Source organism: Moorella sp. E308F, assembly GCF_006538365.1.
Taxonomy (GTDB): domain Bacteria; phylum Bacillota; class DSM-521; order Neomoorellales; family Neomoorellaceae; genus Neomoorella.
In genome coordinates, this window is the sequence record NZ_BJKN01000002.1 from 481,178 (window position 1) to 505,773 (window position 24,596).

A 24,596-nucleotide genomic window follows, 5' to 3' on the forward strand; every position below is an offset into this window, starting at 1 on the left:
TAATAAGAATGTTGCGGGCCGGCGGCCGCTTATCAACAATTCCCTTTAAGCGCTTCTGACCAATAGTCGGGTCCCATGTCTACCCCGGCGTCAAACGGTCCCGGAACAAACACGGCCATTTTTACCGCAGCGCGGTCCGGACAATAAGGGTTCGACACGGAAAGCAGCCCGTTTGATTTCCAGAAAACCTTCGCTCCCGCCGGCAAAAGGCGTTCGTACCAGCCAAGCGAAGAATACAGCTCCCGTTTCTTCCCCGCGGCGAAAGCCGCTCTGTCGGCCACGACCGACAATTCATAGAGGCTAAAGTCTTCCCTGTCGCGGTTCTGTCGCATGTATTGATCAATCGCCTTTTTTGCAGCCTTTTCGTACCTAGTCATTTCCGATGGGACGAGCCGCCGTTCGGCCCGCCCCATTCCTCCTTTCTTAAGAATGACGCGGGCCGATCAGCCCTATTTAGGTTTATAACATTATTCCGCCCTCATCTGCCGGGCGCACTCCGGACAGAGGAAACCGACCAAATTCCCTCGGCTGTCGAAGTCACCGTGGACCTCAACGTGCCCGTATCGGTTCTCTTCCGCCCATTCCCGCGCCGGGCGGAGGCAATTCTCGCAATAACCGTTTGTTAAAAATTCCTTTACTTCGAGGTCGTTTTGCAGATATACAGTTTCTCCCATTTATTTCGGGGCTGGCCCTCCCGGCAGGGCCCGCCCCAAACACCTCCTCTTAGGATTGTTTAGTGTTGCGGGCCTGCCGGGCGGCCAAAACTTTAGACCGGAAAACCTTCCAGGATACAATATGGTATCTTTTCTAAGATCCAATGCTTTAACCTGTACAGTCGCCCGTGACGATCTGACACCAACAGCCGCCGGGTGTTCTCTACCCTAAAGACGCTTTCTTCCCGCCCGCTGGAGAAAGCAATGGGCGACTCAAACTGGATGACTTTCCCTTTCTCCAGACGGGGCCGTGCCTTCCTTTCCTGGAGCCGTTTCCAGCACTCCTCCCTCCATTCTTTTGCCGACGGGTTGTCGATCGGAGTGAGAAGCTTAAGGACGCGCTCCGGGCAATTGTAATAATACGGATGCATGTTTTCACTCATATCCTTGTAGCCGAAGTTATAATAGTCGTTAGGTCGGTAGTCAAGGAGGCACACCACCGCGAACACTTCCTTCGGGCCAGAAGCGTCTCCCCTCTCGATAGCCAAATACGCCTCGCGCAACTTTACTATGGCACAATCGAGGACACGGCAGTAAAGGCCGTCCTCCCTCTCCCACGTGAACTCCTTCTTGAGGAACTCCTTGGCAGTAACCTTATAAGGTTTGTGGACAAATAACCAGCCCATATTTTTGGGAAAGCGGGCCCCCGGCGGCCCGCTCCTCTAATCCTCCTCCCATTCCAGACTTTTGGATAGGATTTTTGCGGGCCTGCCGGGCGGCCTTAATTTAGTCCTGGAAATTAACCTGCATAGAATTCAGCCATATCTTGCACTGTTGCCCGATAAGTTTCATCGTTATCACAGACGACAACGTCGACATCGCCTTCCACGTAAGTTACTACAGCCCGTTCCGCGTCGTTTTTCCACACACGGCGGTAAGGGCCATCGTCCCACTCTTCGACCTCTTCAAACCCCGGGGGCAGGTTGCAATTGTAGAGCGGTCCGAAGAAACCTGTCGTGCCGCGGTAAATGAGGCGGCCAGGCAGCTCTTCCACCTGAAAACAATACCCCCGGAGAAACTCCTGGAGATTTCTAGGTTTAACCTGATTCATTTCTTAACGCGGCAGACCCCTGGCAGCCTGCCGCGCCAAACACCTCCTTTAAAGCAAGGTATTGGTTTGGACGGACCGTCTCCGGGCGGTCTTGCGCTTGCCTCGACACTTCTAAGCCCCGATACCAGCCTTCCTTATGCAGCGATTAATCCTCGCCAAGCGCTCAACCATATTTCGGTTGAGGTTACGCAACGCCGCAACTCTTTTTTTCAACTCGCTGTTTTCCTTCTCCAGCTTTCGCACCGCTTCAACGTCGTTAAGCTTCATGCGTCTTGGCATTTGCGGACCCCCGGTGGCCCGCAAACGCCAATCTCTCCCCTTTCGTGGTTTGATTTGACGTTTTACCGAGCTTAAAACCGGGAAGCCCTCGGTTTTAAAAAAGCAAAAAGATGCCCTCCGGAAGCCTTTACTAAAACTTTCCTTCCGAAAGACGCCTTTTCGTTATAAAGTTTGGTTCTTAAAGCCTATACACTTAAAAGACTTGCCCCGTCAAAACGGGGGTATCCTAAGACTTGCCCCACTTACAAGGGGGGAATTAAAGACTTGCCGCCCGTAAAAGCGGGAAAAGTAACTTCGGAGGTTCTGCCCTCCCCCGAAGCCATATCTGGCAAACAGATACGGCCTCGGGGCGGGGCAGCGGCCCCGCCGTTAAAATACTCCTTACCGTTGTGTCAAAACCTGTAATAATCTTCCATGAGTCTTTCCTTTATTTCCTTCCACACCGCCTCGAACCTCCCCCCGTGGTGGGATATCCCCGCCACGACGTGGGCGAGTTCGTGGGCCACCGCCGCCAGCACGTCCTCGGCACTCTTAACGTGCTGGAAATTAAGGGCGATGTCCACGCGCTCTTCCGTGGCGTCCACCGCCGCCCTCAAATGAGGGGGCAGATCGGTGGAACCGTGGATGGACACGGGGCGGCATGCGATCTTTTCGGCAGCTTGCTTGATCCGGAGCCACCGTATTTTTTCGTCCATCATAATTATCCTTCCTTAACGTCTGACCCACCACTCTTCGGCAACGGACTCGACCTCGACAGCGGAACCGTTACGAACAGCGGCATCGGCATTTCCCTTCGGTACCCACGTGTACGGGAAACCGCTACCACCTTTGGAGAGCCTGATATTTTTATAGCTGGTATTCGAGAAGAGAATGCCTTTCTCTTCAACGAACTTGCCGTAAGTCCTCACGTGCCCCCTGTCGATAACGGCGTACTTTCCGCCCAGGAAGGAAAGGATCCCTTCCCCGGCGAAAGCCGTGATCACCGCCGCGGCCCTGGTGTCTGACCACGGCCCGGGCGGCAGGTAAGAACCCTTCCTGCTCCGCCGCAATTCCCGCAAGACGTCGGGGACGAAACGGAGGAAAATGTCTTCCCACCGCTGGATCACGCCGTTGTGGAACAGAAGCGGCTTTTTACCGCTCCACGTCAACCGCAAGGGCGATTGAAGATCCACGATAAAGGGGTGAGTCATCTCCGGGCTGACCCCGCCCGACGTGGCCTTGCGGAAATGGACCACGTGGGGCAGGGCATTGACCTTCCTCGCGTAAAACTCGATAAATTCCTCGACGTCCATAAACCCTTTTCTTAAATGATTCTTGCCCCCGCTGGACCAAGCTACCCCGGCCCCGTCGGGATTATTGAAAAAGCAGTTTTCTATTTCTTCATAGGTCAATTTACGTTCAATCGCCACAGCTATAATGCACATTATATTCGACGCGGCGGCACCCCCGGCGGCCCGCCGCGCCAAACACCTCCTTTGAGAATGTTTGGTTTGGACGGGCCGTATCCGGGCGGCCTATTATGACGTATTAACCTTTAAACCTGTACCAAATAACAAAGATTAAATTTAACTTGACCTATATACCGCGCGGCACGTATCCGTCCGCCATGCCGCCGAACGATATCCCGAACTTTATTGGACTGCTCCCAAGCGTTCCACCTGTCGCGGAACGTGGGAGAAACAATTAATCCTCCTCCTTTTATGGAGGAATCTTTTTCGAATGTCCAGAAATCGGTACCCCGGCCTTCTCCGTACAAATCCTGCCGTGGTTCGGCGATCAACCTTTCCACGTACAGGTCGCGAGCAACAGCGACTAAATCGCCGCCCTCAAACTCGATTTCCAGATTGAACGGGACGCTCGCAAGCGGGTCGTCCAACCTCATCCCTACAGTCCTCATTATCGGACGCGCAGCAGGCCCCCGGCGGCCCACCGCGCCAAACACTTCCTTTAAGTAAGGTATTGGTTTTGGCAGGCCGTGTCCGGGCGGCCGCTTCCGTCGTTTAAAAGTCAATCAAACAATAACGTCGCGTCCTCTCTCTTACCCGATAATTATTGCCCAAGGACCAAACCACCCGAGCAAACAACCGTCTCATCCTTGTTGAAACCATAATCGGAACGTCGACGGAATGTACGGCACGCATAACCTTAATCTCGTTTCAATAAGTGATAAATAACGCAACCAGTTAAACCTCCCAGTATCCCGAAAAAAAGGCTTTCAAGAATACCCATCCGAATGCCCCCTTAACTATCAATTTTTGGGTCTTGTTGAGCTACACGGCATAATTGTTGCCGTGCCTACGCAATAGCTTCTGCCTTCCTCTGGAAAAAGCCCGTCCTCATCGAGATCGGCGGCACAAACGGCACATATATATTGGTTTCCCACTAGTCTTGTTACCGGGCCATAGGTTATATAATTATCTGGAGTACCGTGACCAGGCACTATCTGCCGACCGCAACACTCACAAACCATCATGCCACATCTCCCTTTCGCTTTTTCTTTGGAATACGCAGTTATTCCGATAAACTTAGATGCCCAAAATCTGTTTTGACTTTGCCTAAGTCGTTATCTCGTATATACTTTGCCACCACGTTAAGAGCTTGCTCGGTTATCTCATCGCAACTAGTAACAATGTCAATAAACTCATAAGCATTTGCGCTCTTTTTTGTCCTAACGGCATATATCTTGCCGTCCTCATTATTAATAGCGATAGTGTTTTTATATTTGCTCATAATGCTCGCTCCTTCGTTTTTTAAACATTATGGACAACAAAAACAATATCAAGTGAAACAATGTGCATAAAGCATCCTCCTTTCAAAAATGCAAAAAGACGCCTCCGGAAGTCTCGTGCCAAAACTTTCCTTCCGAAAGACGTCTTTTTTAAAAACCCGACGTTTTTAATTAACGCTTACTTTAACAGACTTGCCCCGTCAAAACGGGGGAAACCGTATGACTTGCCCCGCCTGCGCGGGGGTTGACTAGACTTGTCGCCTATAAAAAGGCGAGTACCAGTGAACTACCCCTCCCTAACCCCTCCGGGTTAGGGAGGGGCTTCGGTAGGGTTTCCTGCTTCATCGTAACCCCAACGGGTCAGCTCCACAGGCGTAACGTCCCGTGGTTCCCACGGTAGGGAAGCATCATGCCGCTTCCAGAGCCAACGCCTTTTTCAGGATATTCCGGGCGGCGTTCACATCTCGGTCGAGTATTAGGCCGCAATAAGGGCAGCAATGAGTCCGCTCGGATAATTCTTTAGGCACATCCATTCCACACCCGCTGCATACCTGAGAAGTGCCGGAGGGGTTCACTTTGACCAGCTTAGTACCAGCCTCTGCCGCTTTGTACTCAAGCATAGCCATGAACTCTCCCCAGCCTGCATCAGAAATGCTCTTGGCTAGGTGATGATTTTTGACCATTCCTTTAATGTTTAGCTTCTCAACAGCAATCAGGCCGTAAGTTTCCACCAGCCTGCGGGATTGCTTGTGCAAAAAGTCCCTTCGTTGGTTACAAACTTTGGCGTGCAGCTTGGCCAGCTTTTGTCTGGCCTTTTTCCGGTTGCGGGAATCTTTCTTCTTGCGGGAAAGGTTGCGTTGGGTATGTTTGAGGCGTTTTTCCATTTTTCTCAGGTACTTGGGATTTTCAATGATACTCCCATCTGAAAGGGCCGCGAACTTTTCCAGACCAGCATCCAGACCTGCGGCAGGTCCGGTATGAGCCTGCGATTGGGCAAGCTCTATTTCTGCGGCAAAAATGGCCCACCATTTGCCGGCGGCATCTCGTTTGACGGTAACAGTCTTGATAGTGCCAGGTATTTCCCGGTGTAACCTTATCTTCACCAGGCCGATTTTTGATAATCTCAGCTTGCCGTCCTGGAAAGAAGCGCCTTTCCCTTCTCCAAACTGGGTGAAGGTGATAGATTTATAACGTCCTCTCCCTTTGAACCGGGGATAGCCCGGCGTTTTCCCGTTCTTGACCCGGCGAAAGAAAGCGGCAAAGGCCTTCTCGACCCTGAACAACACTTCCTGGGCTACTTGAGAGTGTATCTCCCGGAGACGCTCATCCGTCTTCTTGGCCTCTTTGAGCCATACCTGCTGCTCGATCCGGGTAACAGATCTCTTTTCCCGTTCCCAGGCTTCTTTTCGCTGGGCCAAGGCGGTGTTGTATATCCACCGGCAGGTTTCCAGCCAGCGCAACAATAGGGATTCCTGCTCCTTGTTAGGATAAAGCCGGAATTTATAGTTCCTGGTTTCCTTGAGACTGGACGTAGCGTTTGACATCCTCCAGCTTCACCTCTCCTACGGTAGCCAGGAAATAGCTGGGCGACCAGAAATGGCCGCCCCAAAGCTGCTTTTTCACTTCCGGAAACTTCCGGAATATCAGCCGCGCCGAAACAGATTTCAGGGAGTTGATGAATTTTGAAAGCTGTATTTGAGGTTGGGAGGCAAAGAGGATATGGATATGATCCCTGTCTGTCTCCTGTTCGATTATCTGAACGCCGAATTTTTCCGCTACGCTTAGGTTGACCTGCTTGAGAAAACCAGAAATTTCAGGTGTCAATACCTTACGCCTGTATTTGGTACACGCCACATAGTGGAACCGAAGGCTGTAAACGGCATGGCATCCTTTGTCCAATTGATACTTCATGACTTTATTTTACTATAAGAATCGAAATATGGCGAGATTATCTCCCTGCCTTTCATCCCCGCCCTTACGGGCGGGGACTTCCCGGCAGGGAAAGTTAAAAATGAAGATAAAATCTTCCGTCTTTATTCTACATCGTTTTTAAAATTCAAGCAAGCCGGCAAGTCGCTCACCGCCAAATCTTCCTCCCTGCACCAATACGCCCCCGGCGGCACTAGGCCCCTGCCCTCCTTGGCGCCCAAGACCAGGACAACCACGCACGGTGGGGGCGGCAAACGGTCGTAAGGCACGACCGCCACGGCCATTTCGCTCCCGTCCGGGAAGAAGGCTTTCCCCGCCCCGTAGCGGCCGCCGCTCCCAAAAAGCCGCGCCGCGAACCACCCGGCGGCCCGCTGCCGGGCGAACGACGCCGCGTCCCAGACGGAATGGGCGCGGGGGAGCCACAGCGTCTCTCCGCCGAGGTACGCCCTGACGGCGTAGCCGGCGGCGCGCAACGAGGCGAAGCGGCGGGCGGCTTCGCCTTTCCGCCTGAACAGGAGCTCGCACGCCCCCGACATCGCCCCGCCGCTCGCTTCGAGGAATTCCAACAGCCGCAAAACCGCCGGGGACGTGACCAGGCCGGGGCGGCGGGGGATCGGCTCTATGCGGACTTCTTGGGGCATGGAATATCCCCTCTCTTGCCTGAAGGTTTAACCGCCCAACTCGACGTGCAGCCCTGGCTCACGCGGCCCGGTGTAGTAGTTCATCGTCTGCTGCTTGGCGTGGATCATCACTTCGGCCACGTTGTCCGGCGGGTAGGCGTCTTGCAAGCCTTCAGGCCAGGCCTCTATATGCACTGTATAGGTGCCGGGGCTATAGACCCTGAAGCGATACGGCCCTGCAGGCTTGGAGCCTCCGGGTGGGACAGTGACGGTGTACGCCTGCCTGCCCGCCGGGCCGTCGACGGTGACCTTAGCCGTCACCGGGTTGGGGTTGTCGTCCTTGCGGGTGACTTTAATGTTAACGCCGCCCTCGGCGTAGCCGGTATCCATGCCTATATATATCGGATCGATGAAGGGCCAGGCCTTCACCGCCAAATCGCACCCGGCTGGGTTAACCCACACCTCTTTGGAATTGTTGCTCCAATCGCGGTCGTCCGGCGGGTTGACCGGGTGGATCTTCGCAACCAGGGTGTCGCCGGCCGCGTCGCCGTGCCAGGTGAAGGTAAAGGTCTTCTCTTCGCCCGGCTGGAACTCTACCGGCACCTGGTCGTTGAGGGGCGTGCCGTCCGCAGCCGTCACGCTATAGCCGTTGTTGGTAAGGGATAGGGTAGCCTTCACCGGCACGGGGTAATCCGCGGCCAACCCGTAGACTACGGTCCCGGTGTAGGCTTTGCCGGGCTCGGCTTCCGAAGCGCCGGGGTCCAGAGTTTTGACGTACATATCAGGGGCGATAGGTTTAACCGTGACGTCAACGTAGTTGTCTTTATACGTGGATTCCCATATCCCCTTAAAAGGGTTGACCGCCACCCGCACCCTATAAGGGCGGTCTTCCACCTTGAATTTCAGCGTCACCGGCGCTTTGTCCCACGCTTTCACCGGGACTTCGGCCGCCGCCGTGACGTAGGCCCCGCCTTCGCGCTTCACCGCCACGTCAGGCGCCAGATCAGCGGAGCTTTCATTCGTAATTGTGTAATGGGCTTCCTTTTCTTCCCCCGGGGCGCCGGTTATTTCAACCGGGCCTTCCAGCTTTAAATTCGCCCACGGCGTTATCGCCCCGATGAAACCCGGCACCGACGCGGGACTACTTTTCAGCTGGTCGCTCCAGTCTTTGCCGCGGTAGAACCCCGTCCCGTCCGGGGCGTTCTCGTCATAATAAGGGGTGGTCTCCGCCGCCACCTGCCAGTTGCCCGTCTGCGGGCCGGGGTTCAACAGCAGGTGGTAGTAAAAAGTAGCGCCGTGGTCGAAAGCGTCTAAGGCCCGCAGGTATTGCGTACTCCCGTCGGCGGAAGGTATCAACCCGTCAGAATATGCCTTGTTTGCCAAATAGGGCTTCCACTTCGCCGCTAAAGAATCGTTCATTCCCGCCTCTTGTGCCAAGAATTCTTCCCGTGACGGCATGGGGACGTTCACGAATATGCCCGAAGAAGCGTCTCCGGCCCAGGCGTTGCCTTTGTCTATATAACGTACTTGCGGTAACACATCAAAATAATCCGCCAGGAAATTCACAACGTCGGGGTCGTCTAAATCAGCGTCCGGCAGAATGACCTTTTTCGTCCCGGACGCCGGGGCCGGGGTCATGTTGGAGTTAATAGGGATGTAAAGCTCGTTCAGGCCGTACCGGCTCCCCTCCTGCGCCCATCCCGGCTTGGTCCAGAGCTCACCCCAAACCAGATCCACGTCGCTCAGGCTGATTTCACCCTTATTTCCCTCCAGACTGGCGGTAACAGAATTGGGGTTATACAGCAGCACCGGCACGCGGCGGACGAACCAAGTCATGCCGTTGGAAAGGGGGGCTTGGGAATCAGAAGGTACACCTTTAATGTTCTCGCCCCCAACAAAAGCGAAGGCTGGACTAGTCAACGTCACCATGAGCAGCAAAAAGAAAAAAGCCCTAAAAAAGGCTTTGCGCAGCATGGATAATTCACTCCTCTGAATTTATTTTATTATGCCTACCAATTGCAGGTATTTTAAATCTCTATTCTCAGGCGGTCCGCCTTGCGTCATCATCCAGCGGCCGTCAATTTTCTTGAAGCGGGAAATCACGATCCCTTTATATCCACTCTCAGTTTCGATTTTTGCTATCACAATAGCGACAGCATTGTGTTTTACAGCTACCTTTATTTCGCTTTTTGTTATCTGGTAATTTTTCCGCCCGTCATCCCGCCAGGCGTACATGAATTTCCGCTCACCCTCAAAGTAATTCCTTGTGACCCGTTTGTAGGGCAGCTTGTCGTAAAAGCTCAAATCCACATTACGACGTGCCTCGAAATCGGCGGCATTGGCATTAATATCTTCCAACGCTTCTTTAGCCGCTTGTATCAACTCATCATCCAAAGGCAAATTATTATCTACGCCCTTCGCCACCCTGAGCAGCAGCACCGCCGCCTCACCCCGCAGCAGGTTCTGGTCGGCCCCCAGGACGCCGGGGCTGACGCCTTTCATCAGGCCAGTCTTGCTGGCGTAGATGGCGTTCGGGTCGGAGGTGTCCGTGAAGGTCGCGCCCTGGTCCTTCACCGCCACTTGGTAGACCTTAGCAAGCCTGCCCAGCCACTTCGCCGCCTCCAGCCGGGTAATGGCGGCATCCCAATTCCCGCCTTTGTCGGGGATTACCCCCGCCTTTACCAGGCCGTCCACGGCCCCGTCGTACCAGTTCGGCCCCGGCGTGCCCCCGGCGTCAACGATGCGGTTCAGCACGGCCGCGAACTCGGCGCGGGTCATGTTGTCGCCCAGCCTCAAAGTCCCGTCCGGATAGCCCCCATATAGTTCAAAATCAATGGCCTCTACTATGTCGTCTTTGCCCCATGCGAAATCAGTGTCAATGGAACCTTTATCGCTGAAACGGTATTCCATCTCGGCGCGGGCGGCGGGCAAGGCTACGGACAGCGTCAAAACCAGGAAAAGCGACAACGATACGGCAATTTTTCTGACGTTCACGAGAATCCCTCCAAAAAATTTTTTTATTTGTGGGGCCACCCCCGTGCCGGCCCGTGCGTGCGGGGATGGCCGCTGCAGTATGCCAGGAAACTATTGGACACCAAATGCCGGAAATCCTTTTGCTGACGACTTTGACCTTCTTTGACTTTATATTACCATCTCCTTTCTGTAATTACAAATTATGTTATTATCATTATTAAATGATAATATGTCGCTATACCTCAACTGAACAAATTGTCACCTTTTAGCCCCGAAAAATGTCGAATTACGCAATTTTTCGCTTTCCTACCCGCCCCAAACTTGGTTCCCGTTTGCGTCGAAAATGCCCCAATCCCAGTGACTGGTTCTTTTAAAGACGTATTCTCCCGACAGGAGTTTTTCATATATTACCTTTGGAATATCTGCTTCTATCGTGCCGCTGCTCGCCCAATCTTCGAGAAACCCTATTTCTGCATGAACCCCTTCTTGCCCTTTGTATGGTCCGCGCATTATTATGCCTTCATACAAAATTTGCCAATCTTTGGGAAGGTAATAACGTATTATCGAACCCATTGTCTTTCAACCGCCTCTTCATACGGCTGACCTTTAAGCTAACACACCCCGGAGCCGCAACCTCAACTTCCGGTTTTCCCGGTCGAACTTTGCCACGGCGCACGCCACCCGGTCGCCGCGGCCGACCTCGCCGCGCAGCGGGTACGAAGCCAGGCCCACGATGCCGGGCGACACCTCGACCCACACGCGGGAGCCGTCCGTGGAAGCCACCACGCCGGTCACGAAATCGCCCCGCTTGAACGAGGCCGTCTCCCACGGGTCGGGCCGGGCGTCCTTGATAGACACTTCGACCGTGCCTTTTTCGGCGTCGACCCGGAGCACTTTAGCCTTAACGGCTTCCCCGATTTTGAACAACGCCCCGAGGGGCATCGTCCGACTCCACGTGGCCCGCACGCGCGGCACCTCGACGAGCACGCCGCCGCCGATGTCGACAAGGAGCCGGGCCGGGGTTTCCCCCTCGCGGGGCAGGATGGCTTTGACCACGCAGTCTATGGTCTGGCCTTCTTTGAGGGAGCCTGTTAATTCCTTCCGCGCTTCGGCCACGGCGGCCGAGCGGGAGCATACGGCCACCGCGCCGCCCTCGTCGTCGCTTTTGACCTCTTTGACTTTCACGTTCACCGTCTGCCCGGCGAAGCGGAAAGCGAGGCGCTGCGTTTCGACGCCCATCTCCGAAAAGGGCACGAACCCTTTGACGTCGGGAAAGTCTGCAAATTCGATCTCCCAGACGGGCTGGTCGTTTAAAGTGGTGACTTTGGTTACCACCGCTTCCAACGTCGTGCCGCGCTCTTTGGCGGCCCACAGCATTTTTTGGACGTCGCGCTTCGCCGCAGAAAAGCCTTCAGGTTTGATCATGGATAAAACTCCCTTCTATTTTTTTTGTTTACCCTATTTTCCGAAACAATTTCGCCACAGGGTCGACCGCGGGAGCGCGGCCCTGGCCGTTGCCGCCGCTGTCGTCCCCCGCACCGGGGCGGCGTTTTCCGGCCGCGCCCCGGCCTGTCGCCCCGCCGCTGCCGTTCGCTTCCGCCGCGGCGTCGACCTTGCTTTCGGTGCGGCGGCCGCCGCTGCCGGCCCCCGGAACGGCCCCGCCGTTTCCTTTGCCCGCTACGGCGTCCCCGGCAGCCGCCGGCACGGGCGTGCCCGCCGCCGCACCGCCGCCCTCCCCGCCGTGGGCGAGGGCGAACAGACGCGCGACGTAAGCGTCGACACGCCCCGCCGGAACGCCGTCCCGCTGGTCCGAAAGGGCGAGCAGCCGCCGCGCTTTCTCTTTGTCGCCGGGTGGCGGGATGGGGTTGCGCATGGTGAACACGACCGGCGAACCCACGGCCGTCGTGTGGATGGCGGCGTGGAGGGCTTTCCTCTGCACCAGGTCGGCCGTGGTGAAGCCGGGGAAGTATTTCACCAGCCGGCGGGCGTTCTCTTCTTCCACGTAGAGGACTACCATCGTCCCCACGTTGCCCAGGATGCCTTCGAGCACGTCTTCGGGGATGCGCTCCAAATACTGGGTCGCTATGACGAACCCCAGGCCGAATTTCCGGTCTTCCGACAGGATGTTGGCCATGACCCGGGTGGCGTAGTTGTGGACCTCGTCGGCGATCAGCACGTGCGGCCGCCGCCCCTCCCTGGGCCGCCCGGCGCGGGACAGGGCCGAGAAGTGGAACCTGTTGACCAGGGCGCCGCCCATGAGCGGCGTCACGTCTTCCCCGGCGCCCGACAGGTCGACCAGCAGGATGTGCCCCTCGTCCATGACCCTCAAAGGGTCGATAGTGCTCTTCGGCTGGCCCACCACCCGCCGGACGCGGGGGTAGGTGGCGAACGCTCCCAGCTTGTTCCATATCGGTCCCAGGGTCTCCCCCGCCTTCTTGGCGAACGCCGGGAACTGGTTCTCCCAGAAGCTGCGGAGCACCGGGTCGTCGGCTATCTTCGGCAGCGTCGCGGCCCGCAGGCTCTCGCTCGACAGGAGCGGCTCCAGAGAGAGTATCGTCTGGCCGCCGACCCGCGCGAGGGTCAAGAGGGCGTTCTTCAGGATGTGCTCCATGCGGTAGCCCGTCCCCATCGGGAAAAGGTCGCGGAGCATGTCCACAAACGCCCCCACCGTCACTTCCTCTAGACCGGGCGGGGCTTCTAAGAGGTTAAACCCCCGCGGCCGGTCGGTGTCGCGGAAATGCAATACGTGCACCCGGTCGGCCACCCCGTCCGGGAGCCGTTCGAGGAGGTCGTTCACCGCGTCGCCGTGGGGGTCGATGAAGGTGAACCCGGCCGCGCGGTCCGGGTCGCGGGCGAGGTTTTCCGCCATGGACAGGCACCAGTTTAAGAGGGTCACCGTCTTGCCGGAGCCGGTCTTCCCGCAGATGAAGGCGTGCTTCATAAGGTGTTCCATGGGGAAGTAAATTGGTTGGTCGAGCTTTTCCGCGTGGTCGGAAAGGCCGAGACGGATGCGCATGCGGTAAACACCGTCCTTAATTTAAAACACCACGTCTTCCAGCGACGGCCCGGCCGCGGCTTCTCCCGCGTTCCCGCCGCCCTCTTCCAGAGCGTAGGGCAGAAGCTCGTCACGCAGGGCCAGGATTTCCCGCCATTCCTCCCGGCCAGCCGCCGGGCGAACAACCTCGAAAGCCAGCCTGGCCGCCCGCCGCCCCTCGCGTTTTTCGAGCCGCGCCCTAGTCACGACGGACGACAGCGGCCGGGCCGGGCCGCCGCCCGCGCCGCGGACGACGGAATTGACGAAGCGGTAAAAACCGCTGGATTGGCCGGATGGAACGTCAAAATACAAAAGCTCCCGCACGTCGACCGCAGGCACGAAATAGAGGCGCGGCGAAAATACGCATTGGCCGGAATGAACGCACCGGGCGCATTCCACGACCGTTCCGTCTGCGAGACGCCCCCTCTTGCCGTCCCGGCTCAAACATGCTATCCCCCCGTCGCCCCAACGCACCCTGCGGTTGTCCCAGCGGACCAGAAAACCCTCCAGAACGTCGCTCGAACGCCCGTCCGGGTAATCAAAAGCTCCGTTCTCGTGGTTAATGGCCACCCGGAAGACGTGCACCTCCGGCAGAGCCGCCGCTTCGGCTTCCAGCTCCGCCGCAAACAATTCGTCGCCGGCGAGGTCGTCCGGCAGGCCCGTGGTTTCCGGCGATTTTTCCTGCTTTCCGGCCGAAACGGGTGGCCCGCCCGCGGCCGCTCGCCCGTTGCCGGTCCCGGCTTTAGTGGGTGAGGCCGTGCCGCTCCCCCCTCGGACCTCTTGCCCGGCGGAAAGCCCCTTAACGCCGGCGTCTTCAGCGTATTTGCTGTCGCCGTCGGCGGACTTTCCGGCCGGCTTTTGCCCGTCTTTGCCGTTCAGGTATTTTTCCAATTCTTCCGGCGTCACTTTCACACGTTGTCACCCTTTCAATTAGGTTAGAAGTAACTTTCAATCAAATTGTCACATCGATACCCCAACAAACTAATGAAATTAACAACACTAACAACACCAAAAATCCCAAGTTAAAAGAACACTTGGCCACATAATCCACGTTGCCATCCGGCCGTTTAAAATGGCCGACCCCTATTTCCACCATCGGCGTATCTAATTTGCTGAGAAACCTATAGTATTTGTCCAAAATTCCTTGCATTAAAACACCACCTTGTTTTTGTGATGCGGTTTGTTTTGCGGATATGCTAGATTCAAAAATCCTGATCATCACCCAGTAACATCCCCGGCGGTGCGGCCGTCCGGGCCACGTCGCGCTCTAATGCCGCCCACAGCGGGGAATCGGGTCCCGGCACCACGACCAGGTTGGCCAATTCGCTGCCGGTCATGACCGCTTTCTCCCCGAAGCCGCCCAGTGCCACCCGGTCGCCGTGGCCGTGCCGGCCGGAACGCTCCATCCTGTTCAAATACGACATCGCGGCCACGGCCGACGCCGCGTCCGCGACGAACTTTTCGGCCGCGCCTTTCGGCCCGCCCCGCGCCGCCATGCGGACCGTCGCCTCGTACACCCGCTCCGGGGGCAAAAACCGCGACCGCATCTCGTCCGCCGCCATCGCCCGGGAGGGGTTCAACGCCCTCACTTCGTTCTGGATGCGGCGGGCGTCCGCCGCCCTGCCGCGGTTCGCCGGCCCGGCGGCCGGGGACAGGAGCGCGTCTTTTATCTCGCCCCAGACGTCGCTGGACTGGACGCCCACGTAGCGCCGGGCCTCGGCCTCGGCCTGCTCGCGCATCTTGCCTTCCGGCAACGGGGCGAAGCAGACGTCGAGGAGCGCTTCCACGGGCGCGTCCCGCCCGGCGCCCAGGGCCGTCAGCACGGCGACCAGGACGGACGGCGGTCCCTGGAGCCTGCGGAAGGGCAGGAATTTGCCGCCCGCTGCGTAAAACTCGGTCAGCGCCCCGCCCGTCCAGCCCGCAGCGGGACTGGAGGCGGGGGCGAGGGACACGCGGGGGTACGCCCCGGCGAACGCCCCCCGCACGACCCCAACGTATTCCGGCGGGCACCCGAAATAAAGGGCCACCCGTCCGCGGGCGACGTGGGCGAGAAAGCGGAACGGCGGCGGCCCCAAGAGAGACGCCTTTTTGTTCACCCCGGCCATCAGGTAAAAAAGGTTGAGGGCCGCGCGGGCGTCGTACTCGTAGTCGTTGGCCGGCAAAAGTTTGAAATACTCGCGCGGGTCCTCGCGGCTGCGGTTGAATATGGAGAAGTTGAATAACGGCACGGAGAAAGACCCCTTTCTTGGTATGTACTGCCCTTTGACATTTTTTGACTTTTGATGCCAAAAACTGCCGGTCAGCATTCTATTGTGCTTCCAGGAATAATTGTTTCAGAACGGCATATTTCGGTTTTTCCTTTCCTGCCTTTTTCTCCCACTTGCACAACCAGCAACTGCACGACAAGTTCCATTTTGCCAGTTTGCCGGGCTTGTCAACCAGCGGATCCTCCGCCCGCCGCAAACGCCAAGAGTTTTTCCGAATTTCGAACCGCCGTTTAATGACACGCTGCCGGTGGTGCCGCCGCAGCGACCGCATCCACACCGGGCGGCCCCGCCACCCGCAGGCGGCGCAGACGCCCCGCCAATCAACGGTTTCCCGGCCACACGCCGGACATGCCTTCCGGCGTCTGCCGTCCGGCCCCAAACAACCGTTCAGCCAGGGAAACTCCTTGAGCATGTCCAACAACCCCACCAACCTTGTGCTTTACTTCACAATTGGCCTAAAAAACACCTCACCACGTCTAAAAGGTCAGCCACAAACCTCCGCCACCCCCGCACCAATGCCTCCCCCAGCGGCCCGCCCAAATGCACGCCGCCGGGCAGGGCGAAATTAAACGCGCCGCCCGCTACCTGGGCGTAGCCGAGGTACGCCGCGGCCGCGTAAAGACCGCCCCGGACGGCCACCGTCTCCAGGAGGCCACCGGTGGGGATAATAGGCGGCAGCGGGAACCGCGCCCGGGCTTTCCAAGGCCAGAACAACGGCACGGCCTGGGGGTTGAGCATGTCGAGGAGCAGGTGGCTCAAGTACCCGGCGGCCAGGGCGAGGGCCAAGGGCCCAGCCACGCTCCCGCCTAAAAACCGCAGGGCCGTCAGCCGGGCCGCGGCGTAAAACAAAAAAACGGCCAGCAGGCTGTGAGTCGCGCCTCTGTGGCCGAAAGCCATCTCGACCGCGTCTGACACGATGGGTACCCTGCGGCCCACGTAGCTGCCGGGGTGGTCGACGTCCGGCAGAAGGCCGCCCAGCGCTCCGACGGCCGCCAGCGACAACCAGTATGGGCCGAGGCAACCGGTTTTGGCGAGCAAAAGGGCGGCCGTGAAGCCGCCCAGGGCGTGGGTTCTGGCGGTCATTAGAATCATCCTTCGCGATAGTCGATTATCGGCATCCCCAACATCTGCGCCTTCTGCCGCTCCAGCCAGCAGCCTCCCGACTTTTCCCATTCCCCGGCCAGCCACAGCTCGTCGCACCGTTCAACCAAAGCGAGACAAAACATTAAAGCCAACCTCCTTTCCGCCGGTTCGCGGAGAAAACCAAACACCAGGATGGGGCATATCGGCACGACGCCCGGATACGTGGCGGCGATCCGGCGGCATATCTCCGCCGCTTTCGCCTTGTTCCCTTCCGGGTCATCGGCGAAAGGGTGGGCGACGTAGACCAGCTTCGGCCGCTCGATCGCGGTAGGTACGGGACAAACGAGAGGACTTTCGGCAGGGAATTCCGGGGTGAGATTCCCAAAATATGTCGACGTCGACCCGATATGGCCGTATTTAGCTATCATATCTTCAAATTCTTTCAGCAAATCGTTCTGCATCTGAACCCGCTCCTTTCCGCTATTTGTTCTGGCTCCAATCGACGTCCGTCCATTTCAAAACAGATCGGTCCTTCGAAACTTCCTTCAAGATCAGCCTCCGGCCGTCCGGCAGAAAAAAAGCGTAACGCGGATTCCAACCCGCCCCCACCTCGTCCAAAGACGCCCGCGGCGAAAGGGTCAAAGGCTTGCCGTCGACCAGCAGGTTAATGTCGTCATACTGCGGGTAGCTGTGGCTCAAACCTGTGTAGACGATTTTATGCCCACTGTATTCAACCTCCACCCCCAGCTTCGTTTCAAGGACGACCGGGACGGCCTCAAAAGCGCGCTTATCTTTGGCATCCACCCAGTGCAATCCGCCTAAGACCGACAAAAAAAGAATCACGATAAAGATCCACATTAAGATAGATCCAATATGCACCAAAATATCTTCAACTAATTCCCGCATAAACAACCCCGCCTTCGCCTAACAATTTTCATTAAAGCTAAACCTTCCCTGCACCGCCTCAGCCGCAACACGTCTGAGGGCCATCTCCGCGTATTCCGGGTTCACCTCGAATCCCAAACCTCTGCGGCCCAGCCGTGCGGCGGCCAAAAGCGCCGTGCCGCTGCCGCAGAACGGGTCGAGCACGAGGCCGCCGGGCGGGCAAAGGGCCGCGACCAGCCGTTCAGTCAGGGCCAGGGGGGAACACGGCGAAATGGGCTCCTTTAAAAGCGGCCGTGGGCAGAGTCCATACGTCGCCAGGGTTTTTGCCGTAGGGGTGAAAATATTCCGGCCAGCGGTTGTCGTGCAGCCCGTCGACGTCCGGCCGCAGAGAAGCGGCGGCGTATTTCCCTTTTTCACGTTCTTGTTCCGGGCGGTCCAATTCCCAATCCAGGAACAGCAATTCCTGACCCGGGGGCGGGCCACCGCCTAAGCCCAATTCCCGCATCACCCTTTCCCTGCCGGATAAGTGTATCAAGCGGCTATGGCGCTCTTTTCTCGTCGCCGCTTCCAGAAAGGCTTCCGCTTTCGGCCCGCCGGTCTGAACGGAAAACGTTCTTTACAAATAGCGGGCATTCGTCGAAGAAGCGTGCGGCTCGCGCACGGCGTCCAAGTCGAAATAAGTGTCCAGACGGACGAGGTGCTGTCGCCAATCCGTCTCGCACCTCTCCAAGGGTAAGACGCCGACCGAACCCCACGCCGAACAGCGCCGCCTGAATTCCCGCTCGATTTCCGGCGGGGCCGAAGAGCGGATCTGGGCGTAGGGGCCGGGAGTGGTATCCTTGATAAAACGAAACACGGCCTCATAGACCGTGCTGAACCTGGTGCGGACAGAAGAGGGTATGCAGTTGCTCTTTCTCCAGATAATGTCATCCCTGCTTATCCACCCGTCGTCATTAAGAACAAAGCGTACCCGCCATGGTATGCCGAGTTTCATTTTATCCGGATCGGTTCGGGCTGTCCGCGGGCGGGCACTTGGGTAAGCCTGCTCTTTCGACCCCGGCCCGCTGCCGCCTTTGGCGGGGTTGCGGGCGAAAGTGTCGCCGAGGACGACCGCCAGGTTGCCGCTCTTTTTGAGTACGCGGCGGCACTCGCTGAAGATTTCCCGCAAGTGGTCGACGTACATCCGCCAATCCGGCTCCAGGCCCAATTGCCCACGCCACGCGCCGCATTTGCGGCAGAAAGCGCCACTGGGGGGCGTTTTCTCCCAATTCAATTCAGGCCTCTTCGCCTCGCCACCGCGCGGTTCCCCGCCGCGGTTCGGCCACCCTTCCGGGTGCCGCTCCCACTCGTGGGCGCACCCCGGTTCCCCGCCCCACACCGTTTCGGCCGCCGGGCCGTAGTCGCGGAGCGACCAATATGGGGGCGAGGTGAGGATGAGGTCGACCGACTCGTCGGGTAAACTTTTAAGCAATTCGCGGCAGTCGCCGCAACGAACCTCGAAATCAGGCATAACCTTTTTCCACCTTTTCCCGGTACGCCCGCTGGGCGTTTTCTATGTTCGCGTCGTCAAACCCCGGCACGTAGATTTCCTTCCCGCACTCGCAACAGAGAGCGATTTTAGCCGGGTAGGCTACGCGAACGCCCCGGATTTCCACCGTCGCAACCTTTTCCACTGTACGGTAATCCACATCTTTGTCGCACCAGTAACAATACCGTTTCACTTGGCTTCCCCCCACGGCACAGACTCCTTGAGCTTTCTTTCCGCCCGGGCACAGGCCTTATCGCAGAGCAGCCGGAAATCCGGCGTACATTCATTCCAACCCCCGGCCCATCCGCAATCAGAGCAATACATCAAACCGCGAAAAGGGCCGTGCAAAAGCCCGCGGGAGCCGCATTCGGGGCAATGCAAAATCACCACCTGGTTCAATTTTCCGACCTTCCCTCGCTTTTGCCCCCGAGCAATCCTTCCCAAAACCCCTTTACCCGCCGGGCGTTCTCAAAGAAAAGCCGGTCCAGCGGCATATCCCTGCCCTCTTTCCGGGCGTCTCTGGCGCGGGACGAAAAGACGAGCATGCCCCGCCGCGCCGAGACGAAGCTCACTGTGTCCACCAGGGTCAAAGGCCGTTTTCCGGCCGCGGCGGCGACGGCCGGGAGCCTTTGGGGCGAGACCGCCCCCACCACCGCCACCCGCACGGACGGCGGGACCAGGGAGCAGAAATACCGGAAACCGGCCAGGTACCCTTTCCACGCGGAGCCGCCCTTGTTCTGCCGGCCCACCGTCTGGAAGGAAAAAGCGGCGCACCCCGCGCCGCTTTCCCTTATGAACGCCGCCCACCTGTCCAGGTCGGCCTTTTCGTACCACGAAACGTCGACGACGACCGGGATGCCCGCCTTGGAAAACTCCAGGGCGGCCAGGGCCGAAGCCTTCATGGCCAGAAGGTGCTCCATCCTGGGGGAATCCTCGTAGACCGACACGTTGGGCGCGAAAGCCGCCGCCCGGTTGGCCTTGAGGGCCGCCGGCCAACGGTCCTTCCGCTTTAAGAAACTTTTGATGGCCTCGTCGGGGACGTAGAGGTCCAGGATAACCTCCGTCCCTTCCGGCAGCCCGGCCGTCTCCCGGATCCCTTTTTCCCACGCCCGGACACGGAACTTGCCGCCGTGGACCGCCGCCCACGGCAGATCATTTGGCCCCGGCCTTTCGTGCAGAGGCGCCGTCACGACGGGGAGGTAGGGCGGAAGGTCCGGCGAAACTACCTCCCCCGCTGGGAGGGCCAGCCCCTTATATTTCCCGTAGACGGCGTCCCAGACGCCGGGCCGGTCCGGGCAGATGTAGCCGCACGCCCGGCACTGCCTGCCCGGCTCGCATTTCAGAGACAGCCTGCCGCAGCCCGGACAGCCCGAGCAGAAGCCGTCCAGGTATGCCGGGCAGCCGCCGCATTCGCCGCAGAGCATAAAACATCAACTCTTCCGCTGGTAAAATTTCTTAAACCGAAACTCAGGTATCACGATCTTCCCCACCCGGCGGTATTCCATCCCCGGTTCAGCCTCGATCGACGGCACGCTTTCCCTGTCGATCCCGTCTATGCACGCCGGCCGGAGCTCGGTGATGCTCTCCGTGTCGAAGAGGCGGCAATAGTCCCCCGCCGCGTCGAAATAGACGCACCCCTCGCATTTCGGCAGAGGACGCTCCTCGCTGAAGGCCTTCACGCCCGCCCGCTCGTACAGGGTGATGTCGCCTATGTTGTGGAGAGACGCGATGAAGGTCCAGTCGGAATCGATGTAGATGGTGTGGGCAGGATCTTTGCCTTCCGGCGCCCACACCGGCTTGTCCGGCGGCAGCGTGCTGTCCGTCACCAGCACGGGCGTGCCCATCGCCGTGACGAAAGCCGCCGTCTTGGCGGCGTAGTCCGCCCGCATGTACCAGCATGCGTCTTCCGTCTCGCAATCGTAGTATTCGACGCCCACGACCCCGCAGACCAGGGCGTAGGGGCCGTCGGCCTCAATTTTCGTCTCCCCGTTCTCGACGTCGGCCACGAAGGGGAAGACCGGCTTGTATTCCCGGTCCAGCGGGTGGAAATAGCGCAGTTTCTTTCCTATCAGACCGCTCAAATCAAACATCTCCTTATTACCAATTTTTCCTTTTTATTACATTATAGCATATCGACAAAAAAGATGAATACTTGACTTTTTACGACGCTGGCTGCCACCGGCTCGTGGCATATAGCCAGAGGGCGGCCGCTTTGTCGCGGGCGCGGGTGAACACCGTGTCCAGGAATTCCCTCACCACGCTGTGGTTTTCAGGCTCGCCGCCAATTGTCTGCCGCCGCGCCTGGGTGCCCCGGGCGAGGACGCGGTCCGGTATGCGGCTGTCAACCGCCGGGTCGTCTTTTGCGGCCGTGTCCACCAGTCCGGCTGCGATGCGGACGTTCGTCTGGATCTGCCGCGGGTCGAGGGTGCCGTTGAAATAGCGGAATTCGACCGTCTCGCGGCGCTTGTTGACGGCGTGGTAGTGGCCGGTGTTGTCCAGGGTCTCCCTGTTGGCCACAGGAACCACGTAGCTGGTGCCGCGGTGCGTGCCGCCGGACTCGCCGCCCGCAGCCATCCGGAACAAAAGGTCTTCGTTGGCCTTGACGAGCCGTAACAGCCTGTCCCAGCGGCGGTTCCGGGAATCGAGGGGTGCGGCCGTGCCGATGTGGACGTGGCCGCCGCAGCGGGCCGTCGCCTGCCCGCCGTGCCGCCGGACGATCTCGCAGACTTTCTCGATTTGCTGCCACGCCGTGGGCGTGTCGCGGAAAACCGGGGAGACGAGCTCGCCGCCGGTCACGGAAGCGTCCGTCTCGAACGCCCAGAGGTTTGGGTTGCTCCGGCCGCCGTGGTACCCGCTCTGCCACGGCGAAGCGATGAGCCCTTCCTCGTACAGGTCGCGGGCGATGGCCTGCCGGTCGCCGCCGTCGAACTCGATCTCCACCCCGAACGTCATGTTCGGGTTGGGCAAGACGTCCGAATACAGGTATTCCGGCGGGTTCTGGGCCTGCTGCCAGAGCTCCGCGAACGCCGCGTCGTCCGCCGCCACGATTTCCGGCTCGACCTGGCCGGCGGCGGCGTAAGACGCCGTGCCTTCCGCCCAGACCCCGGCCACGCTGTCTTGCCGTCCGGTCGCGGCCGCGTCTTCCGCCCGCCTGGGCACGTGTGCCGCCGCGGCCTCCGCGGCCGCCGACGCCGCCGCCACATTTCCGGGCGCCGCCTGGCCCGCAGCTCTCAACGCCGCCAGCACGTGCCGGCATGCGTAGTTGGGGTCGCGGTGGTGCCTGATCGTGAAATCCGGGCACTCGCACGAATAACGCCCGGGTTCGCAGACCACATTGTAAACGTGGCCGCTGCCGCTGTGGACGACGGCCGCCATGGGGCCGGTGAAACTGACCGTCACGTTCTCGGAACGTCTCCGCGTCCGGGAATAGACGTTGTTGACGACGACGGGCTCCGGCGCGACCTCTAACGGGGCGCCGCCGGACGCGGCGGCCGTCCCGCCGCCAGCCCCTGCGCCAGATGCGGTCATCCCTCCGCCGCCGCCACCGCCGCCCGCATAAGCGGCCGCTCCGCTCCTGCGCTTAGGCACTTTCGATCACCTCTCCCTGATTTTGGTCCGCCAGCCTTCCGGCGACTACCTGGACCAGCCGGGCCAGCGTCTCTTCGCCCATACCCGGCGCGGCGTTGACTTCCAAGACGTACCACCGCCCGTCCCGCCGGTCCCGTATGAGGTCAACCCCGGCCAGGTCCAGGCCGCACCGCCGCCGCGCCTCCTTGGCGGCCTCGACGGCCTCGCGGGGCAGCCGCCGTACCCTCTCGTACACCCGCTCCGGGGCGAGGTCTTCCGGGCTGGAGCCGGGCACGGCGTTCTTGCGGTGGGCCGTCAAAACCTCTTCGCCGAAAAGGGTCACGCGGTATTCGTCCCTTTCCGGTATGAATTCCTGGAAGAAATCGTAGGCGTAGGCCCTGCGGCGGCCTTCGTCCGTGCCCAGGTCAACGACCTCTTTACCTTCTCCCCGGGAGCCGGACGCCCGCTTGGCCACCACGCGGCTGCCGAACAGCCGCTCCGCTTCCCGGACGTCGAAAGTCGACCGCGGGGCGAGGTCGCCGAGGCGGCGGAGCATTTCGACCTTGTCGGCCGCGCCGGAGGTGTCGCGGTTCGCCACGCCCCCGCCGAACGTCCCGCCGCTGCCCCAATTGATGTGGACGACCGTCCCAGGGGGAGCGTCGGGGGAAGCGGCGTAGGGTATCCCCAGCCTCCGCAGATGCCTGGTGAGGTCCGCTGTCCGCCCCCGGCGTGGAACACTAAAGAAAATACGCGAAGCTGCCCCTCGCATCTCGGGTGAAGCCAATGCCTCACGCGGCGGCGGCTCGGGGAGAGTGACGGCGCGGCGGCTCACCGTGAAGCCGTTCCGCCGCTCCTCGCTGGCAAAGTTTAATCGGCCGGCCCGCGCCCGCAAGACGTCGGACGTCTCCCGGGCCGATTGGGACCACCGCTCGGCCAGCCTTATCTCCCGCTCCAGCTCCGGCGGCACACGCTCGCCGCGCCGCTCGTATTCCGCCGCCGTCTCCCGCGCCGCGGCCAGCCGCCGCTCAAGCTCGGCGTATTTGGGCGTGACGGCCCGGAAATCTTCGGCCGAAGCCGCGAGGCCCATCAAATCTGCCCGCGTCCGCCCTAGGTCCCTTACCTGAAAAGCTACCGCTTCGCCGAGCGTACCCGCGGAAGCGGACGCGAGGTACGAAGGCTGAAAATCGTCTTCGGCCGACAGGCTCATAGCCAGCGGCAGCCTGTCCCGGTAGGGCGCCAGGGCTTCCTGCCCGCTGACGGGCAGCTCGCTGTCCACGAACCTTTCCAGCTGGCCGTAGCGGAATGCGAAATCGCGGGCGGCTTCTCTCGCCCTGCTGTCATCCCCGTTCTCCAGCGCCCAGCGCAATTGCCTTTCCGGGTTGACCATCCTCCGGCGCAGGTACTCGTACAGCTCGCCCCGCTCTTCCGGGGTCAGCTCGTCGCCGCGGTCGTAACGGCCCCAGAGGTCGTTGAACCGCCGGACTTCGCCGGCATCATATTGCAAGAGACGATTTAGCCTGTCAGCGTACCCGTCCCGGAAGACGACCTCCCGGTCGTGCCGGGGCATCCTTTCCGGCAGCTGTATGGCCGCGCCGCCCGTTTCACCGCCCGCGGCCGTTCCGCCAGCTGGCACACCGCCCGCTGCCGTCTCCCCGGCCGGACTACCGGCCGCCGCGCCCTGGGCGGCCGCGTCTCCGCCCGTTAAGGGTCGGGCTTCGCCGGCCGGCTCGTCCAGGATCGCCCCGGCCACGCCGCCGCCGGAACTGGCGGCCGCAGAGCCGCCGCTCCCTCCGCCACCGACGAACCCGCCGCTACCACCGCGGCCGGAAACGGCGGCAGCGCTTCTGCGTTTGGGCATGACACGATCACTCCTTTCTTCCTGGAAATTGCCGACATTTATCGACAAAACTTGACCAAAAAAATAAGGATGGCAGTTCTT

Annotated in this window: 31 protein-coding genes and 1 pseudogene; all 32 read right to left on the bottom strand. The window is 59.6% G+C overall.

What is annotated here, in order from left to right; genetic code table 11:
* Positions 1-32 precede the first annotated feature (32 nt).
* Positions 33-413, bottom strand: a complete 381-nt coding sequence (locus tag E308F_RS08800; RefSeq protein WP_141264572.1) for a hypothetical protein — start codon at positions 411-413, stop codon at positions 33-35.
* 54 nt (positions 414-467) lie between these two features.
* Complete coding sequence (locus tag E308F_RS16190) at positions 468-674, bottom strand: hypothetical protein (protein ID WP_141305184.1); 207 nt, start codon at positions 672-674, stop codon at positions 468-470.
* 92 nt (positions 675-766) lie between these two features.
* Entirely contained in the window at positions 767-1,339 is a 573-nt protein-coding gene (locus E308F_RS08805; RefSeq protein ID WP_141264573.1) for a DUF6927 domain-containing protein, read from the bottom strand.
* A 113-nt stretch (positions 1,340-1,452) separates the two neighbouring features.
* Complete coding sequence (locus tag E308F_RS08810; protein WP_141305183.1) at positions 1,453-1,764, bottom strand: hypothetical protein; 312 nt, start codon at positions 1,762-1,764, stop codon at positions 1,453-1,455.
* Positions 1,765-1,875: 111 nt separating this feature from the next.
* The gene (locus E308F_RS15835; RefSeq protein WP_172613637.1) at positions 1,876-2,043 is read right to left on the bottom strand and encodes a hypothetical protein; all 168 of its coding nucleotides are present in this window, start codon (positions 2,041-2,043) and stop codon (positions 1,876-1,878) included.
* A gap of 392 nt (positions 2,044-2,435) precedes the next feature.
* On the bottom strand, positions 2,436-2,741 hold the full coding sequence (locus E308F_RS08815; protein ID WP_141264575.1) for a hypothetical protein: 306 nt from the start codon (positions 2,739-2,741) through the stop codon (positions 2,436-2,438).
* Between the two features lie 12 nt (positions 2,742-2,753).
* Complete coding sequence (locus E308F_RS08820) at positions 2,754-3,509, bottom strand: hypothetical protein (protein ID WP_141264576.1); 756 nt, start codon at positions 3,507-3,509, stop codon at positions 2,754-2,756.
* A 68-nt stretch (positions 3,510-3,577) separates the two neighbouring features.
* Positions 3,578-3,925: a hypothetical protein gene (locus E308F_RS08825; RefSeq protein WP_141264577.1), complete on the bottom strand. Its 348-nt coding sequence runs from the start codon at positions 3,923-3,925 to the stop codon at positions 3,578-3,580.
* Positions 3,926-4,554: 629 nt separating this feature from the next.
* Positions 4,555-4,773: a hypothetical protein gene (locus E308F_RS08830; protein WP_141264578.1), complete on the bottom strand. Its 219-nt coding sequence runs from the start codon at positions 4,771-4,773 to the stop codon at positions 4,555-4,557.
* Positions 4,774-5,178: 405 nt separating this feature from the next.
* Positions 5,179-6,315, bottom strand: coding sequence for an RNA-guided endonuclease InsQ/TnpB family protein (locus E308F_RS08835; protein WP_141264489.1), 1,137 nt, complete (start codon positions 6,313-6,315; stop codon positions 5,179-5,181).
* Entirely contained in the window at positions 6,272-6,682 is a 411-nt protein-coding gene (gene tnpA / locus E308F_RS08840; RefSeq protein ID WP_141264488.1) for an IS200/IS605 family transposase, read from the bottom strand. The genes E308F_RS08835 and tnpA overlap by 44 nt, the downstream gene beginning before the upstream one ends.
* Before the next feature lie 122 nt (positions 6,683-6,804).
* Complete coding sequence (locus tag E308F_RS08845) at positions 6,805-7,236, bottom strand: hypothetical protein (protein ID WP_141264579.1); 432 nt, start codon at positions 7,234-7,236, stop codon at positions 6,805-6,807.
* 132 nt (positions 7,237-7,368) lie between these two features.
* Positions 7,369-9,294 carry a hypothetical protein gene (locus E308F_RS08850; protein WP_141264580.1) on the bottom strand — a complete coding sequence of 642 codons (1,926 nt, stop codon included), beginning with the start codon at positions 9,292-9,294 and terminating at the stop codon, positions 7,369-7,371.
* 21 nt (positions 9,295-9,315) lie between these two features.
* Positions 9,316-10,314 (bottom strand): S-layer homology domain-containing protein, encoded by a 999-nt coding sequence (locus E308F_RS08855; RefSeq protein WP_141264581.1) that lies wholly within the window; start codon positions 10,312-10,314, stop codon positions 9,316-9,318.
* A gap of 285 nt (positions 10,315-10,599) precedes the next feature.
* Complete coding sequence (locus E308F_RS08860) at positions 10,600-10,866, bottom strand: hypothetical protein (RefSeq protein ID WP_141264582.1); 267 nt, start codon at positions 10,864-10,866, stop codon at positions 10,600-10,602.
* Between the two features lie 33 nt (positions 10,867-10,899).
* The gene (locus tag E308F_RS08865; protein WP_141264583.1) at positions 10,900-11,718 is read right to left on the bottom strand and encodes a hypothetical protein; all 819 of its coding nucleotides are present in this window, start codon (positions 11,716-11,718) and stop codon (positions 10,900-10,902) included.
* A 28-nt stretch (positions 11,719-11,746) separates the two neighbouring features.
* Positions 11,747-13,309: a type IV secretory system conjugative DNA transfer family protein gene (locus E308F_RS08870; protein ID WP_141264584.1), complete on the bottom strand. Its 1,563-nt coding sequence runs from the start codon at positions 13,307-13,309 to the stop codon at positions 11,747-11,749.
* A 21-nt stretch (positions 13,310-13,330) separates the two neighbouring features.
* On the bottom strand, positions 13,331-13,957 hold the full coding sequence (locus E308F_RS08875) for a hypothetical protein (protein ID WP_141264585.1): 627 nt from the start codon (positions 13,955-13,957) through the stop codon (positions 13,331-13,333).
* Positions 13,958-14,279: 322 nt separating this feature from the next.
* A complete protein-coding gene (locus tag E308F_RS08880) occupies positions 14,280-14,549 on the bottom strand; it encodes a hypothetical protein (RefSeq protein ID WP_141264586.1) in 270 nt (89 codons plus the stop codon).
* Positions 14,530-15,633: a hypothetical protein gene (locus tag E308F_RS08885; protein ID WP_141264587.1), complete on the bottom strand. Its 1,104-nt coding sequence runs from the start codon at positions 15,631-15,633 to the stop codon at positions 14,530-14,532. The genes E308F_RS08880 and E308F_RS08885 overlap by 20 nt, the downstream gene beginning before the upstream one ends.
* Position 15,634: 1 nt before the next feature.
* A complete protein-coding gene (locus E308F_RS08890) occupies positions 15,635-16,006 on the bottom strand; it encodes a hypothetical protein (RefSeq protein ID WP_141264588.1) in 372 nt (123 codons plus the stop codon).
* A 32-nt stretch (positions 16,007-16,038) separates the two neighbouring features.
* Entirely contained in the window at positions 16,039-16,677 is a 639-nt protein-coding gene (locus E308F_RS08895) for a metal-dependent hydrolase (protein ID WP_172613635.1), read from the bottom strand.
* Between the two features lie 5 nt (positions 16,678-16,682).
* Positions 16,683-17,138, bottom strand: coding sequence for a DUF4406 domain-containing protein (locus E308F_RS08900; RefSeq protein ID WP_141264590.1), 456 nt, complete (start codon positions 17,136-17,138; stop codon positions 16,683-16,685).
* 19 nt (positions 17,139-17,157) lie between these two features.
* A complete protein-coding gene (locus tag E308F_RS08905) occupies positions 17,158-17,583 on the bottom strand; it encodes a hypothetical protein (RefSeq protein WP_141264591.1) in 426 nt (141 codons plus the stop codon).
* Positions 17,584-17,601: 18 nt separating this feature from the next.
* Positions 17,602-17,820 (bottom strand): annotated as a pseudogene (locus E308F_RS16905) (DNA methyltransferase); the annotation flags it as partial.
* On the bottom strand, positions 17,804-18,067 hold the full coding sequence (locus tag E308F_RS16545) for a hypothetical protein (RefSeq protein ID WP_253260432.1): 264 nt from the start codon (positions 18,065-18,067) through the stop codon (positions 17,804-17,806). The gene E308F_RS16545 and the pseudogene E308F_RS16905, both read right to left, overlap by 17 nt.
* A 111-nt stretch (positions 18,068-18,178) precedes the next feature.
* Positions 18,179-19,072 carry a DNA methyltransferase gene (locus E308F_RS08915; protein WP_141264593.1) on the bottom strand — a complete coding sequence of 298 codons (894 nt, stop codon included), beginning with the start codon at positions 19,070-19,072 and terminating at the stop codon, positions 18,179-18,181.
* Positions 19,065-19,283, bottom strand: coding sequence for a hypothetical protein (locus E308F_RS08920; RefSeq protein ID WP_141264594.1), 219 nt, complete (start codon positions 19,281-19,283; stop codon positions 19,065-19,067). The genes E308F_RS08915 and E308F_RS08920 overlap by 8 nt, the downstream gene beginning before the upstream one ends.
* Before the next feature lie 202 nt (positions 19,284-19,485).
* Positions 19,486-20,514, bottom strand: a complete 1,029-nt coding sequence (locus tag E308F_RS08925) for a DUF4417 domain-containing protein (RefSeq protein WP_141264595.1) — start codon at positions 20,512-20,514, stop codon at positions 19,486-19,488.
* A gap of 6 nt (positions 20,515-20,520) precedes the next feature.
* Entirely contained in the window at positions 20,521-21,171 is a 651-nt protein-coding gene (locus tag E308F_RS08930) for a hypothetical protein (RefSeq protein ID WP_141264596.1), read from the bottom strand.
* Between the two features lie 79 nt (positions 21,172-21,250).
* Entirely contained in the window at positions 21,251-22,618 is a 1,368-nt protein-coding gene (locus E308F_RS08935; RefSeq protein ID WP_141264597.1) for an amidoligase family protein, read from the bottom strand.
* 52 nt (positions 22,619-22,670) lie between these two features.
* Positions 22,671-24,515, bottom strand: coding sequence for a hypothetical protein (locus E308F_RS08940; RefSeq protein ID WP_141264598.1), 1,845 nt, complete (start codon positions 24,513-24,515; stop codon positions 22,671-22,673).
* Positions 24,516-24,596 lie beyond the last annotated feature (81 nt).